Consider the following 15,225-nt stretch of genomic DNA (forward strand, 5'->3'; position numbering starts at 1 on the left):
CGCCCATGCGGTCCGCGACACCCCGGCCGAAGACCTCGGCCACCACATCCCAGCCCATCACCACCGCGCCGCACGGGGCACGCCTTCGGGCCGACCGACCAAGCACCCCGGATCGACCGCACCACCCATCTCCAGGAGCGTCATTGTCCCGCCACCAGCGCCGCCGGCAGTCCCTGCTCAGGCCGCGTCGACTGGCCGCGCCGCCGCTGCGCTTCTTCATGCCGCTGTCCCTGCTGGCCTGCCTGCTGGCGCTCCTCGTCCTGCGCGGCCTCGCCACCAACGAGGCGTTCCACGACGCCCGGATCGCCACGTCGGTCGACAAGACGACCGTGCCGGACAACCTGCTCAAGGGTGGTCCGATCATCGACGCGCGCGGCACCAAGAACGAGCACCCCGTGAGCTACCACATCCCCGACCGCACCGTGGTCCTGAGCTTCGACGACGGTCCCTCGCCGGAGTGGACTCCGAAGATCCTGGACGTGCTCGCGGCCCGCGGCATCCGCGCGGACTTCTTCGTGACCGGCGCCATGACCACGCGCAACCCGGAGCTCATCCGGCAGATCGTCGCGGGCGGCCACGAACTCGGCGTGCACACCTTCACCCACCCCGATCTGGTGTACCAGTCCCGCGCCCGGATCAGCTGGGAGATGGCACAGACGCAGCTGGCGCTGGCCGGCGTCGCGGGCGTCCACAGCGCGTTGTTCCGGCCGCCGTACTCCTCCGACGCCTCGGCGCTGGACGACTGGAACTACCCGGTGATCAAGTACCTGGGCGCGCGCGGCTACCTCACCGCGTTCATCGACCGCGACACCGACGACTGGAAGCGTCCCGGCGTCGAGGAGATCGTCCAGGCGGCGATGCCGTCCAAGCCCGGCGCGGGCGCGCTGATCCTGCTGCACGACGCGGGTGGCGACCGCACCCAGACCATCGACGCGCTCGTGCAGATCATCGACAGGCTGCAGGCCCAGGGCTACCGCTTCACCACCATCTCCGAGGCGCTGGGCGCCTCCGACGCCAACGTGCCGGTGCACGGCTTCCAGCTGTGGGCGGGCAAGGGATTCATCTGGGCCACCCAGGTCGCCGTGCACACGCTGCCGGTGCTGGTCGGGCTGCTGGCCCTCGTCGGCTTCCTCAACTTCGGCCGGTTCGCGCTGATGCTCGTTCTCGCGCCGATCCACGCCCGCCGCTCCAAGCGGCGGGACGCCTGGGGAGCGCCCGTCACCGCACCGGTCACCGTGCTGGTCCCGGCCTACAACGAGCGCGAGTGCATCGCCAACACGCTCCACTCACTGGCCGCGAGCGACTATCCGATCGAGGTGATCGTCATCGACGACGGCTCCACGGACGGCACCGCGGACATCGTCGAGGACATGAACCTGCCGTTCGTGCGGCTGATCCGCAAGGTCAACGGCGGCAAGTCCAGCGCCCTCAACACCGGCATCGCCGCCGCCTCGCACGACATCATCGTGATGATGGACGGCGACACCGTCTTCGAGCCGTCCACCGTGCGCGAGCTGGTCCAGCCCTTCGGGGACCCGGCGATCGGCGCGGTCGCGGGCAACGCCAAGGTCGGCAACCGCGAGAGCCTGATCGGCGCCTGGCAGCACATCGAGTACGTCCTCGGCCACAACCTGGACCGTCGGATGTACGACATGCTCAACGTCATCCCGACCATCCCCGGCGCGGTCGGCGCCTTCCGCAAGGAGGCCCTGCACCGGGTCGGCGGGATGAGCGACGACACCCTCGCCGAGGACACGGACATCACCATCGCGGTGCTCGGCGACGGCTGGCGGATCGTCTACGCCGAGCACGCCCGCGCCTGGACCGAGGCTCCCGCCACCCTCCAGCAGCTCTGGTCCCAGCGGTACCGCTGGAGCTACGGCAGCATGCAGGCGATGTGGAAGCACCGCGGTGCGGTGACCTCCCGCGGCCCGGCCGGGCGTTTCGGCCGCATCGGGCTGCCGCTCGTCGTGCTGTTCGGCGTGGTCGCCCCGCTGCTGGCGCCGCTGGTCGACCTGTTCCTGCTGTACGGCGTGTTCTTCGGGGACGCCCCGATCACCCTCACCAGCTGGGGTGGCTTCATCCTGCTCCAGGGCGCCCTGTCCTGGTACGCCTTCCGGCTCGACCGCGAGAAGCCCTGGCACCTGATCAGCCTGCCGATCCAGCAGCTGGTCTACCGGCAGCTGATGTACATCGTCCTGCTGCAGTCCGCGATCACGGCGATGACCGGTGGCCGACTGCGCTGGCAGAAGCTCCGGCGCACCGGCGAGGTCGCCGCACCTGTGGAGGCCTGACCGTGACCGCATCCATCGAGTTCGGGCGCGCCCAGGAGACCCTCCAGCTGAGAGTCCCCGCCCTCCTGCTGCCGGAGCCGCAGCCGGAGGTACCGTCCGCGCGCAAGGGCGGCCGGGACCGCTATCTCGACCTGCTGCGCGCGCTGGCGCTGATTCGCGTCGTGCTCTACCACAACTTCGGCTGGTTCTGGCTGCCTCTCGTCTTCCCGTCGATGGGCGTGATGTTCGCGCTGGCCGGCTCACTGATGGCCCGTTCACTGAGCCGTCCCGCCCTCGGCGTGATCCGCGGCCGGCTGCGCCGGCTGCTGCCGCCGATGTGGCTGTTCGGCGCCGTCATGATCACCCTCCAGGTCCTCGACGGCTGGGGCCCCGACTCCGACGGCCACCCCACCTGGTGGTGGGCCAAGCTGGCGTTCTGGATCCTGCCCCTGAGCACTCCGCCGTACGCGGGCGACCTGCCCGGTTTCCACGAGGTGGGGCCCACCTGGGCGGTGCAGATCATCGTCCCTCTCTGGTACCTCCGGGCCTACCTGTGGTATGTCCTGCTCTCACCCTTGATGCTCTGGGCCCTGCGACGTTTTCCGGTGGTGACGCTGTTCACCCCCCTCGCCCTGTCGATCGCCCTCAACACGTTCTTCATCGACCAGGAGTTCGTCTACGGCCGGGTCTGGGAGACCGCGGGCGACTTCACGATGTTCGGCTCCTGTTGGATCCTCGGCATGGCCCACCAGGAGGGGCTGCTCAAGAAGATCCCGCAGTACGTGCTGCCGTCCATCGCGCCGCTGATCATGGTGGCCGGCCTCTGGTACCTGCAGACCCGGCCGATCGACCCGACGCATCCGACCGACATCGAGGCCTGGCCGATCGCCCAGGCCCTGTGGTCCTTCGGCTTCGTCGCCATCCTTCTCCACGTCAGCCCGTCCTGGGATCAGTGGCCCAGGCCGCTGAAACGCTGGAACGGCCTGGTCAGCCTGCTCAACGCACGCGCGGTCAGCGTCTACCTCTGGCACGAGGCCGCGCTGGTGATCGCCGTCCCGCTGATCGACCCCCTCTGGCGCGTCCCCTTCTTCTACGAGAACCTCCCGTGGCTGCTGGCCAGCCGATGGTTCACGCTGCTGGTGGCGATCCCACTGCTCGGGCTGCTGGTGCTGGCCTTCGGCTGGGTCGAGGACGTGGCCGCCAAGCGCTCGCCGCGACTCTTCCCGTACCCGCGCCGCCGGCGGGGGAGGCGCCGGGCCGCCGCCTGACGGGGGCTTCGCGTGGACCGGGAGAGCTCGCGCGGCTCATGACGGAGCGGGGCAGGGCGGATTCCCGGCCCGACGCGCGGGAGGGTGGCCGCAAGGCCACTCTCCTCCCGGCGCGTTCGGGTGTCCTCTCCCGCCACCGGGGACATGAGAGATCAGTGCGCGGCGCCGCCTCACCTGCCGACGGAACCGTCGGCCTGCTCGCGGAGGATGTCGGCGTGGCCCGCATGGCGGGCGGTCTCTTCGATCATGTGCACCAGCACCCACCGCATCGACCGCACGACTCCCGCCGTGCCCGCGGCCCGCGCGCAGGGACGGTTCAAGTCGTCGCAACGCTCGATGATTTCGTTGGACCGCTCGACGGCGGCGCGATAGGCAGCGAGGAGACTGTCCGCGCTGTCACCCTCGGAGAGATCCATGCCGAGGTCCGGATGCTCGACGTCGGCACCGTCGAAGGCCCAGACGAACCAGTAGCGCTCTGCCGCGGCCAGGTGCTTGACCAGCCCGAAGACGCTGGTGCCGGAGGCTACTCCGGCCGCCCCTGCCCGTCGTCCAGGCCCTGCGCCTTCGCGGCCACCGCTTCGCGTACGTAGTCCAGGAACGCGAGCAGTGTCGACCGCTCGTCGGAGTCACTGCCGGGAGGGCCTTGGTCTCGGCGTCGCCGCGTCTCGGTCACCGGGGAACCGTAGCTTGATCCGCTTTCTCGCCGCACCTCGACGAGGGGGCGGTTCTGCGACCGCCGACTCAGAGCCGGACGATGACGAGGGCGGTGTCGTCGGTGGCGCCTCCGGCCGGGAGGAGTTCGAGCAGCAGCGCGTCGGCGAGGGACTCGGGTTCGGCGGCGCGGTGGCGGGTGAGGGCGTCCGCGAGACGGGCGAGGGGGGTGAACAGCGTCACCACCGGAAAACGTCGCAGGGCCCAGAGCATCAAGGGTGAGAGCAGGACATACCACAGGTAGGCCCGGAGGTACCAGAGAGGGACGATGATCTGCACCGCCCAGGTGGGCCCCACCTCGTGGAAACTGGTGGACCCCGTGGAGAACCCGTCGAGCAGCGGCCGGCCGCCCACGGTGTAGTCGCGCAGGGCGCCGCCCAGCTGGACCACCTCCGCGCTCTGCTCCCCGCGCACCAACCGCCACGACGCGCCCGTGGGGCCGGCGGACGCGGGGGAGCCGTCGCCGGCGACGGTGTGGCCTGCCCGCTCCGCGTGCGGCCCTTCCGCCGGTGACCCGACGGCGGACTCCCTGCGCATCAGGGTCAGCGTGGCGCTGACGACCGCCTCCGGAGGCTGGTCGATCTCCACCACCAGCGGGTGCTCGTCGGGCTGCGGCTCCTGGAGGTCCGCGAGCTGGCTGTCCAGCAGGTCCGCCGGGAAGAAGTGACCGTCCCGCGCGGCCAGCCGGGAGCGCAGCAGGTCGGGCGTGCCGTGCAGGTACACCAGAAGGGCGTCGGCGCGCCCTGCCAGCAGCGTGTCCCGGTAGGCGCGTTTGAGCGCCGAACAGGCCACCACGGCCCGCTCACCGGCCGCGGCCGCCCGGTCCATCCACTCCCCGATCGCTTCGAGCCACGGAGCCCGGTCGCTGTCCGTGAGGGCATGGCCGGCGGCCATCTTGGTGCGGTTGGCCTCGGAGTGGAACTCGTCCGCGTCCCGGTACGTCCAGCCCAACCGCTCGGCGAGAAGACGGCCCACCGTCGACTTGCCCGCCCCGGAGACGCCGACGACGAGAACCAGCCCCGGCGGCCGCCCTGTCATCTCGTCGGGTGCCATGGACGGCCGGCCTCGACGGCGGCGGCGCCAACCGGCCGGCCCGCGCCCCGGTGCGCGGCCAGGGCGTGTGGCGAGAGTCCCGCCTGCCCCGCGGCGCCCGGCACGGTCCCCCGTGGCCTTTCGGCACGGGAGGTGCCCCCACGCCGTGTTGTCGGGACCGCCCGGGTACGCCCGGTACGAGAGCGGCCCTCCGCATGGCGATCGCACGCACCAGGCGCCGCGGGGCCCGTCCTCCGGGCGGACGGCGCTGCTTTCGCGACACGCCCTCGACGGCCGGGTGCACTCGGGTGCGCCGTCATGACAGGCTCCTCCACGTCGTCCGCCCGCCGACGCGTCGTGTCCGGTGGGTCGGTACCTCCAATCTGACCCCCGTCCTGCTCCGCCGCATGTCGGCGGGGCGGGAGGGCCCCCGTCGCCGCTCCGGCACGGCGGCCCGGCGGCCGTTCGGCGTCTTTCCGCCCGGAATCGCGGGGTTCACCGCTGACAAACCTTTGCCATGGCGAGGACTTGCCGCCACCAGGCCTTCACGGCGGTGTTCGCCGGTCGATAGACCCATGGCATGTCTTCCCCCTCCCTTCCTCCCGCCTTCCGGCGCAGGCGTTGGCAGCTGGTCTCGGCGGCCACCGCCGTCCCCCTGCTGGCCTCGGGGCTCGTCGCTCTGCACGCACCCGCGCAGGCCGCACCGAGCAAGCCCGCCGTCCCCGCCAAGCCCTCGGCGACCCACAAGGTCACCCTGGTCACCGGCGACGTCGTCACGGTCACCACGATGGCCGACGGCAAGCAGACCGCCGAGGTCGACCGGCCTGACAGTGCCGTCGGCGGCGTCAAGATCCAGCAGATCCAGGGYGACCTGTTCGTCCTCCCGGACGAGGCCGCGCCGCTCGTGGGCGCGGACAAGCTGGACCGGCGGCTGTTCAACGTCACCGACCTGATCGAGATGGGGTACGACGACGCGAAGTCGGCCGCGGTACCGCTGATCGCGACGTACACCGAGTCGAAGTCCCGCGCGGTCGCCGAGCCGACGGCACCCCGCGGCAGCAAACTGACCCGGAAGCTCAAGGGCATCCGCGGCGCGGTGCTCAGCACCGAGAAGCGCCAGGCCCGCACGTTCTGGACCTCCGTCGCGCCCGAGGGCCGCGACACGCTGGGCGCGGGAGTCGCGAAGCTGTGGCTCGACGGTCGCGTCAAGGCCAACCTCAAGGAGAGCGTGCCGCTGATCGGCGCGCCCGAGGCCTGGGCGGCCGGTTACACCGGCAAGGGCGTCAAGGTGGCGGTCCTCGACACCGGCATCGACGCCAACCACCCCGACTTCGCCGGCCTGATCGACGGCACGGCCAGCTTCGTCCCGGGGGAGGGCATCACCGACGTGAACGGCCACGGCACCCACGTGGCCGGCACGATCGTCGGTTCGGGCGCCGCCTCCGGGGGCGACAACAAGGGCGTCGCGCCCGGCGCAGACCTGTACGTCGGCAAGGTGCTCGGCGGCGCGGAGGGCTACGGCCAGGACTCCTGGGTCATGGCCGGCATGCAGTGGGCCGCCGAGTCCGGTGCCGACGTCGTCAACATGAGCCTCGGCGACTCCTACCCGACGGACGGCAGCGACCCGATGTCGCAGACGGTCGACGCGCTCTCCGCGCAGTACGGCACGCTGTTCGTCATAGCCGCCGGAAACGCGGGACCGGAGAGCATCTCCGCCCCGGGTGCGGCCGCCGCGGCGCTGACCGTGGCCGCCACGGACAAGCAGGACCGGCTCGCGTCCTTCTCCAGCACCGGCCCGCTGGCCTACTCCGGTGGCATGAAGCCGGACATCGCGGCTCCCGGCGTGGACATCACCGCGGCCCGCTCGCAGGAGATGACCGACGGCGGTCAGGGCCTCTACCGCACCATCAGCGGCACCTCGATGGCCACCCCGCACGTGGTGGGCGCGGCGGCCATCCTGGCCCAGCAGCACCCGGACTGGGCCGGCGCGCAGCTCAAGGAACACCTGATGAGCACCGCGAAGGGGCTGGACAGCGGGTACTCGCCGTACGAGGTCGGCACCGGCCGTCTCGACGTGGCCGCCGCCGTGCGCACCACGGTCCGCGGCACCGGTTCGCTCTTCTTCGGCAACTACACCTGGCCGCACGAGCCGGGCGACGCCGCCGTCACGAAGGACCTGACCTACACCAACACCGGTTCCGCCGACGTCACGCTGAACCTGGCGCTGACCGGCGACGGGGGACCGTTCTCGCTGGGAGCCACCAGGGTGACCGTCCCGGCGGGCGGCACCGCAGCCGTCCCGGTGACCGGTGACCCTAAGGCCGCCTCGGCCGGCAGGCACGTCGGCTATGTGACGGCCACCGACGCGGCCACCGGGAACCCGGTGACCCGCACCTCCGTGGCGCTGCTCAAGGAGGAGGAGCGCTACGACCTGACCATCAAGCTGGTCGGCCGCGACGGCAAGCCGGCCGCCGGCCAGGTCTCCATCAACCTGGCCGGTGACTTCTGGCCGTGGTCGGTCTACGTCGACGGCTCGACGACCATGCGCATGGCACCCGGCCTCTACACCGTCGCGGGCTACCTCGACGTGGCCGGCGAGAAGGGCGACCGCTCCGGTATGGCCGTGCTGGTCGACCCGGAGACCGTGCTCAAGGACGGCAAGGCCGAGGTGGTCCTGGACGCGAGCAAGGCGCGCCTGCTCCAGACCGAGGCACCGCAGCGCACCGAGGACCGCCAGCGCAAGGTCGACTTCAACGTCCACTACAAGGGCTTCGACCCGTTCATGGACTACCGCAGCGCGTACGTGCTGCCGCCGACGTACGACGACGTCTACGTCGCGCCGACGGAGCCGATGAAGCAGGGCGAGTTCATCCTGACCACCCGCTGGCGCAAGGGCGAGCCGCAGCTCGACCTGAGCGCGTCGGGCGGCCGTCTCCGGTTCGAGGCCCGGGCGCAGGCGGGCAGCACGCTGAGCACCGCCACGGACCGATGGGACGCCGTCTACGCGGGCGACGGCGCGGCGGCCGCGTACGGCAAGGTCAAGGCCGCGGGGAAGCTCGTCGTCGTCGAGCGCAGCGACGAGGTCTCGCCGCAGGAGCGCACCGAGGCCGCGGTCGCGGCCGGCGCGAAGGCCCTGGTCGTCGTCAACGACGGCGCCGGTGCCCTGATGGAGTACGTGGGCGAGTCGGCCATCCCGGTCGCCACCGTCCACCGTGACGCGGGCAGGGGCCTCATCGCGATGGCCAAGGCCGGCGTCTTCAAGCTGACCGTGAAGCAGACCGAGTACACGCCCTACGTCTACGACCTGACCCGGGAGTACCCCGGCCAGGTGCCGGACCGCGCCCTGGTCTACAAGCCGACCCAGCGGGATCTCGCCCGGATCGACGCCCACTACTACTCGGCCACGGACGGCAAGCTGTCGGAGGGCTACCGGTCCGACTTCACCCTCAGCCCGTCGTTCAACTTCCCCGAGATGGAGTGGCACCCCGGCACCCGCACCGAATGGGTGACCCCCGGCCAGGTGTGGCGCGAGTTCCACGCGCAGAGCGTCGACACCAACCTGCCCTGGGTGATGGTGTCGGGCGACAACACGTACGCCAAGGGCAGCACCACCCGTCTCAACTGGTTCGCTCCCCTGTCCCGGCCCGCCCAGGGCGAGTCCTTCGGCGTCTACAACTCGCGCTGGCAGAACTACATGACCTGGAACGTCCAGGCATGGGCCTCCGCCAGCGACAACATGAGGCTGGGCGGCAACCTGCCGTGGGGTGAGACGCCGGAACACCTGCAGGTCTTCCAGGGCGACAAGCTGATCCACGACAACCCGGTCAGCGGGGACATGCAGTGGGTGGAGGTCCCGGCGGGCAACCTGCCCTACCGCGCCGTCCTCGACGCGGAGCGCCCCAGCGACGTCTTCCGGCTGTCGACGCGCACCCACACCGAGTGGACGTACATGTCCGACACCGTCGACTCGGACTTCTTCGAGCGGTTCTCGGTGCTGAACCTGGACTACACCCTGGACACGGACCTGCACGGTGACGTCAAGGCCAACGAGACCCAGCGGATCGCTCTCAAGCCGGTGTCGATGGACGGCGGCACCGTGCCGGGCAAGATCACCACGGTCAAGCTGGACGTCTCGTACGACGACGGCAAGACCTGGCAGAAGGTGACCCTGGCCAAGGGGTCCGGCGGCTCCTGGACGGGTTCGTTCAAGCCGTCCAAGAAGTCCGGCGGCTTCGTCTCGGTCCGCGCGAGCGCCGCGACGGACGGCGGCTTCAGCGTCAAGAACGAGATCATCCGGGCGTACGGCCTGCGATGAATCGCACCGTCGGGCCCCGGGGAGGCGACTCCCCGGGGCCCTTCCCCTCGCACCTGCTCCCAGCAGGGACTATTCAGGGTCTGCCGCCATGGCGCATACTCTCCCCGCTGCGGCAAGTGGAAGAGAGTCGGTCGCCGATGCTGGATGTCCTGGGCCTCGAACCCGATGACGAGTGCGTCTACCGGGCGCTGCTCGGACGGCCCGGCTCCCTCGCCGCCCAGCTCGCCGAGCAGCTCGAGATCGGGCACGCACACGTCGACAAGGCCCTGTCCCGCCTGGTCTCGTGGGGACTCGTGACCAGGTCGGCGGCGGACGGCCGGTTCACCGCCGCGCCGCCGGCCATGGCGCTCGGCGCCCTCATCAGCCAGCGCCGCGACGGGCTGCGGATGGCCGAGCACGCCCTGGCGGCCTTCGCCGAGGAACACCGGGCGGCGATGACCGGGAGCAGCATCAGCGACCTGATCGAGGTCGTCACGGGCGTCGACGCCATCCGGCACCGGTTCCTCCAGGTGCAGCAGGCGGCCCGCACGCAGGTCCGCTCCTTCATCACCGCGCCGTTCGTCGCCCTGCCGCCCGACGAGAACACGGCCGAACCCGTGGCCATCGACCGGGGTGTGCACTTCCGCGCCGTGCTGGACCGGGCCGTACTGGCGGAACCCGGCATCATCGACGACGCGATCGAGTCCCTGGGCAAGGGCGTGCAGCTGCGTGTCGCCGACGAGCTCCCGATGAAACTGGTCCTGGCCGACTCCGACCTCGGCCTCGTCCCGCTGGCGGTCACGGCCGCCGGGGAGCCGGGCGCCGTGCTGCTGCACCGCAGCGGCCTCCTGGACGCGCTGGACGCGCTCTTCGAGACGGTGTGGCGCGCGGCCCGCCCCATCGAACTGGCGGGCACCGGCGGAGAGGCCGATCCCTCCGTAGAGGTCGCCGCCGAAGGCCCCACCGACCTCGACCGCAGGATCCTCGCCCTGCTCCTGGCCGGCCTGACGGACCTGACCGCCGCGACCCAACTCGGCCTGTCACCGCGCACGCTGCACCGGCGCCTGCGCCACCTCATGGACCTGGCCGGAGTCAGGACCCGGATGCAGCTCGGAGCCCACGCCATGCGCAACGGCTGGGCGGAGGTTCCCTGAGGAAGGGCGCCGCGTCGGCGGTCGCGTACACGCCGAGCGGCAGGCGGGCGCGGGCCGGGTCGGCCGGGCCCGTACTCTCGGTGCCGGTCACAGCTCGTCCGGGGTTCCGTCGATGGCCGGTCCGCAGTCGTCGGGCAGGTTGGCCACGATGATTCGGACGGCATCCTCATTCGCGGAATGCGAGTGCGATCACCGTGTCACGCGGGGCCGTCGTTGATCAACGCGACTCCTCCTCGGCCGGCTCGCCCGCCGGTCGACCGCGGCGGCGACCTGGTCCCCTTCGGCGCCGCCGTGCCCCGCCGCGCCCCGATCAGGCCGCGTCGGGTGCCCGGTGGTGGCTCATCCGTTCCTGCATGTGGCCGAAGAACTCCTCGGGCGGGGTCATGCCCGCCGTGACCCTGACGAACTCGTCGCGTGCCGAGGGGCTCTGGGACACGGCGAGGAGCAGCTGCTGCATCTCCTGAGGCGGCGGTTCCATCGTCGCGAACTGGGCCGTGAACTCGTACATGCTCATGACCTGGGCGTCCCTCTCCTCCTGCGAGGCCCGCATCACCTCGTCGAAGGACCGGCGGCCGGTGAGCACGTCGTCGAGGGCGCTGGTGCACCGCTCCGCGTCCCGGAACGCGTCCTGGATGCCCTGGGCGGTGATGGGGTCCTTGAGGTATCCGGCGTCGCCGACCAGGACCCACCCGGGACCGAAGGGTGTGCGGAAGTAGTTCGGGATGGCCGTCCCCACGAACCGCTCCGCCCGGGTCGCCCGGTCGATCCGCTCGGCGAGCTCCGGAGCGCGAGCCAGCGTGGCGTGGAAGTTGCCCTCGACGTCGTCGCGATTGGCCTCGAAGTCCTGCATGGGCCAGCCGCAGATGACCATCGTCAGGTCCTCGCTGGTGGGCCACGTGGCGCAGGCGCGGTCGCCGCGGTCGTACGCCTCGTACGTGCCCCGCATGGGCATGCCGGCCCAGTACGCGTAGTAGTAGGCGTTGATCTTCGGTTTCTCCGCGTAGCTGGCGGCCCGCACCGCCTTCGCGACGGAGGAGTGGACCCCGTCCGCGCCCACGACGAACCGTGCGTGGTCGACGGCGGTGCCGCCGCCCTTGTGGTGCCCCCTGATGCCGGTCACGGTCGCCCCGTCGAACAGCAGCTCCTCCACCGTGAAGCCCTCGCGCACCTCGGCACCGGATTCCGCGGCGGCGTCGACGAGGATCTTGTCGAGGGCGGTGCGGCGCGGCGCGTACGCGGCCTCGAATCCCTCGCCGGCCGGTGAGCCCACGATGGAGAACGGTCCGAGGTCGAACGCGTACGTGTCGATGGGGGGACACCCGCTCGCCACGACCCGCTCCAGCAGCCCCCACCGGTCCAGCGCGGCCAGACCGGGGGGATGGATCAGATGCGTGGAGATCGTGTCGCTCGGGAACGTCGCCCTGTCGACCAGGAGAACCCGGTGACCCTGACGAGCCAGGAGCATCGCGGTCGGCGCGCCGGCACAGCGTGCGCCGACGACGATCACGTCGTAATGGTTTCCTTCGCCGGCCGGGCCGGCCGTGCCGCCCATCGATCTCACCTGCCGATCGGACGCATCGCCCGGAGGCGGACCGACGGAAGGTGCCGGACGAACGAAGGTCCCCGCCCCGGCGGGCTGCGTGTCCTTCCAGGCTAGAACACCGTCGCGATACGGGCTCGCGGTCCGGCCTCACGTCGGCAGGGGCACGGTGCGACATGATCGGGCAGCCGGCCGGCAGCGTCCGCGAGGCGAACCGCCCGACGCCGGGAGCCCAGGTCAGGCCCCGTCTCCGCGTATCTGTGCCGGGCGCGGCCCCTGGAGGGGAGAATCCTTTTCGCATCATGCGGCATTCGGGTGATATACGAACGTCCGCATATTTTTGAGTGCCTATGATCCACTGTTGTGACAGAGAGTCAGTACGCCCGGGTCGCACAGGACTCGGCAGATGTGGTCATCCTCGGGGCCGGCCCGGCCGGCCTGGTCCTGGGGAACCTCTTATTGCGCAGCGGCATCGACTGTGTCGTGCTGGAACGTGCCGGTCGTGAGCATGTCCAGAACCGGGCCCGGGCGGGCTTCCTCGCCGCGAACACCGTGCGGATCCTGGAACGCCACGGTCTCGACGAGGGGCTGCGCCGACGCGGGCAGGAGCACGGAGTCTGCGAGTTCCGCACCGACGACGGCCGCTTCCGCCTGGACTACCGACAGCTCGGCAGAGGTGAGCCGCACACCGTATATCCGCAGCACGAACTCGTCGCCGATCTGCTGACGCGGTACATCGACGCCGGAGGACGGATCCGGTTCGACACCGAGGCGGTGCGGGTGTCCGACGCGGACGGCTCCGCGCCCACGGTGACCGTACGGGAGACGGACGGGCGCCCCGGACGATGGCGGGCACGGTACGTCGCCGCCTGCGACGGCCGCCACGGGGCGGGGCGGCGCTCGCTTCCGCCCGGTGCGGTCCAGCACCACCAGCGCGACCACGGTGTGTCCTGGCTGGGGCTGCTCGCCGAGGCGCCGCCGAGCCTGGACGCCGTGGGCTACGCGGTCCACCCGCGGGGATTCGCCGGGCACATGGCCCGCTCCACCGAGATCACCCGCTACTACCTGCAGTGTGAGAGCGGAACCGACGCCGACGCCTGGAGCGACGACCGCGTCTGGGACGAACTCGACCTGCGCATGCGCGCGACCGCGTACGGACAGCTGCTGCGCGGCCGGATCGTCCAGCGCACCGTCGTCGACCTCGAGTCCGACGTGCTCGAACCGCTGCGCCACGGCTCACTGTTCCTGGTGGGCGATGCCGCCGCCCTGATCAGCCCGTCCGCCGCGAAGGGCGCGAACCTCGCGGTGCTGGAGGCGGAGATCCTGGCCCAGGCCCTCACCGATGACCTCGCTCACGGCGACCCCGAGCCACTCGCCTCCTACTCGGAGCGGTGCCTGGCCCACATCTGGCGGGCGCAGGAGTTCTCGCACTGGATGATCCGCCTCCTGCACGCCGCTCCCGGTTCGGAGGGCGCCTCGCACTTCCAGGAGCGTCTGCGCCGCTCCCGCATCGCCTCGCTGCGGACCTCGCGCACCCAGCAGGACTGGTTCGCCGAGAACTACGTCGGCATCTGACCGTCCTCGTCCTCTCCTCCTCTTCCTCTTCCTCTCCTCCTCGTCTTCGTCCCGCTCCGGGCCAGGCCCTGGGCTGCCCGTGCCCGGTGCACGGCATGCCCCGGGGGCCGGGCCGGGCTTCCTCCTTCACCCACGGACAGGGAAATGCGCTCCGAACATCCCTTCACCATGCCCGCGACCACGGCGGCGTCGGCCACCACGACACCCACCGCACCCGAGACACCCGGGACCACGACCAGGGCGCACGCCGGCGACGACGCGGAGCGGCTGAGCGCGACGGCCGGATTCGTCCGGGAGCAGGACACGTCCGTCCTGCTCTCACGCGTGCTGCCCGGCCTCGACGGCCCGGAACTGCGGGCCTTGACGGATCAGTGCCGCTTCGCACACGCCGCCGTGCTCGTGTTCCCGCCCGACGAGCACGCGCTCCGGACGGACCTGGCGGCGTCCGGGCTGTCCACGGACGCGCAGGCGCAGCCCAGCGTCGTCGTGCGCGAACGCCTCGCCTCACGCCACCGCCTCGATCCCGCGGAGCTCGACGTGAGGATCCTCCGTCCCGTGGTCCGGGGCCCCGCGGGCGAACGCAGGGCGGTCGAGGTGTTCGCACTGACCGTGCCACCGGGTTCCGGGCTGACCCTGATCGCCGCGGAGGAACGCGCGCTGGAGCACGAGGCGCACCTCGCCTTCGACGTCGTGCGGCCCGACCCGCTGGTGCTGCGAGGGCTGTTGGCGAGCTTCGCGCGGCACGGTGCGGCTGCCGACGGGGGCGGCTACAACCCGCACGAGGACGGCACCGTGTTCTACTTCACCGCCCCCGCCGACACGAAGACGGCTTATCGGCGCGTCGAGTTGTACGCGGGAGGAGACCACCGCGACGTACTGAGCGAGCACCTCGGCCGGCCCCTCGCCGCCGCGGGGCACCCGCGGCCGGCGGCCGACCAGCAGCCGGCGGAAACGCTTCTGTGGCTGCTGACCGGAGCCTGGACCACCCAGGCCCTGGCGGCGTGCGCGCGCCTCCGGCTGCCGGAGGCCATGGACCGCCACACCGGGACCGACGGTTCCGCGCTGGCCCGCGCCGTCGGCGCCGACCCGCAGAGCCTGGCGACCCTGCTGCGCTACCTCGCCATGCTGGGCGTGGTCTCCGAAGGCCCCGACGGATTCCGCCTCACCGGCGTCGGCGCGCTTCTGGACGCGGAGGCCCCGGGGTCGATGCGGCCCCTGGCCCTGATGTACGGCGGCCCCTTCTACCAGTCCTTCGCCCACCTGACCCATACCGTACGCAGCGGACAACCCGGCTTCGAGCACCTCTACGGCGAGAACCACTTCGACCACTTCGCCCGCGATCCCGAACTGGCCACCCAGTTCGACCGGTCCATGGCGT

Annotated in this window: 10 protein-coding genes; 6 read left to right on the forward strand and 4 right to left on the reverse strand. The window is 71.4% G+C overall.

The window, feature by feature from the left end:
* Positions 1–206: 206 nt before the first annotated feature.
* Positions 207–2,294 (forward strand): bifunctional polysaccharide deacetylase/glycosyltransferase family 2 protein, encoded by a 2,088-nt coding sequence (locus EAO71_RS02010; protein WP_261991952.1) that lies wholly within the window; start codon positions 207–209, stop codon positions 2,292–2,294.
* A 2-nt stretch (positions 2,295–2,296) separates the two neighbouring features.
* Entirely contained in the window at positions 2,297–3,541 is a 1,245-nt protein-coding gene (locus EAO71_RS02015) for an acyltransferase family protein (protein ID WP_261991949.1), read from the forward strand.
* A gap of 170 nt (positions 3,542–3,711) precedes the next feature.
* On the opposite strand, the gene EAO71_RS02020 is transcribed toward EAO71_RS02015, so the two are convergent.
* The 3 genes from EAO71_RS02020 to EAO71_RS38150 all read right to left on the reverse strand — a co-directional run bounded on the left by EAO71_RS02020 (position 3,712) and on the right by EAO71_RS38150 (position 5,305).
* On the reverse strand, positions 3,712–4,041 hold the full coding sequence (locus tag EAO71_RS02020; RefSeq protein WP_315986580.1) for a mycothiol transferase: 330 nt from the start codon (positions 4,039–4,041) through the stop codon (positions 3,712–3,714).
* A gap of 23 nt (positions 4,042–4,064) precedes the next feature.
* Complete coding sequence (locus tag EAO71_RS39600; protein WP_315986578.1) at positions 4,065–4,214, reverse strand: hypothetical protein; 150 nt, start codon at positions 4,212–4,214, stop codon at positions 4,065–4,067.
* Between the two features lie 68 nt (positions 4,215–4,282).
* Positions 4,283–5,305: a gluconokinase gene (locus EAO71_RS38150; RefSeq protein ID WP_261991950.1), complete on the reverse strand. Its 1,023-nt coding sequence runs from the start codon at positions 5,303–5,305 to the stop codon at positions 4,283–4,285.
* Positions 5,306–5,864: 559 nt separating this feature from the next.
* Between EAO71_RS38150 and EAO71_RS02030 the strand changes: the two genes are divergently transcribed.
* Both EAO71_RS02030 and EAO71_RS02035 read left to right on the forward strand, forming a co-directional pair.
* On the forward strand, positions 5,865–9,599 hold the full coding sequence (locus tag EAO71_RS02030; RefSeq protein WP_147976027.1) for a S8 family peptidase: 3,735 nt from the start codon (positions 5,865–5,867) through the stop codon (positions 9,597–9,599).
* A 137-nt stretch (positions 9,600–9,736) separates the two neighbouring features.
* Positions 9,737–10,732 carry a helix-turn-helix domain-containing protein gene (locus EAO71_RS02035; protein WP_147976028.1) on the forward strand — a complete coding sequence of 332 codons (996 nt, stop codon included), beginning with the start codon at positions 9,737–9,739 and terminating at the stop codon, positions 10,730–10,732.
* 310 nt (positions 10,733–11,042) lie between these two features.
* On the opposite strand, the gene EAO71_RS02040 is transcribed toward EAO71_RS02035, so the two are convergent.
* Positions 11,043–12,284: an NAD(P)/FAD-dependent oxidoreductase gene (locus tag EAO71_RS02040; protein ID WP_147976029.1), complete on the reverse strand. Its 1,242-nt coding sequence runs from the start codon at positions 12,282–12,284 to the stop codon at positions 11,043–11,045.
* A 351-nt stretch (positions 12,285–12,635) separates the two neighbouring features.
* On the opposite strand from EAO71_RS02040, the gene EAO71_RS02045 reads away from it, so the two are divergent.
* Both EAO71_RS02045 and EAO71_RS02050 read left to right on the forward strand, forming a co-directional pair.
* Positions 12,636–13,847, forward strand: coding sequence for a 4-hydroxybenzoate 3-monooxygenase (locus EAO71_RS02045; RefSeq protein ID WP_261991951.1), 1,212 nt, complete (start codon positions 12,636–12,638; stop codon positions 13,845–13,847).
* A gap of 144 nt (positions 13,848–13,991) precedes the next feature.
* On the forward strand, positions 13,992–15,225 hold a 1,234-nt coding region (locus EAO71_RS02050), incomplete at its 3' end, for a methyltransferase family protein (RefSeq protein WP_459112776.1).

The organism is Streptomyces sp. MS191 (assembly GCF_008042125.1).
Classification (GTDB): Bacteria; Actinomycetota; Actinomycetes; order Streptomycetales; family Streptomycetaceae; genus Streptomyces.

Coding starts and splice junctions, on each gene's coding strand:
- EAO71_RS38150 (WP_261991950.1), bottom strand. CDS start 5,305: ATGGCACCCGACGAGATGACAGGGCGGCCGCCGGGGCTGGTTCTCGTC.
- EAO71_RS02035 (WP_147976028.1), top strand. CDS start 9,737: ATGCTGGATGTCCTGGGCCTCGAACCCGATGACGAGTGCGTCTACCGG.
- EAO71_RS02040 (WP_147976029.1), bottom strand. CDS start 12,284: ATGGGCGGCACGGCCGGCCCGGCCGGCGAAGGAAACCATTACGACGTG.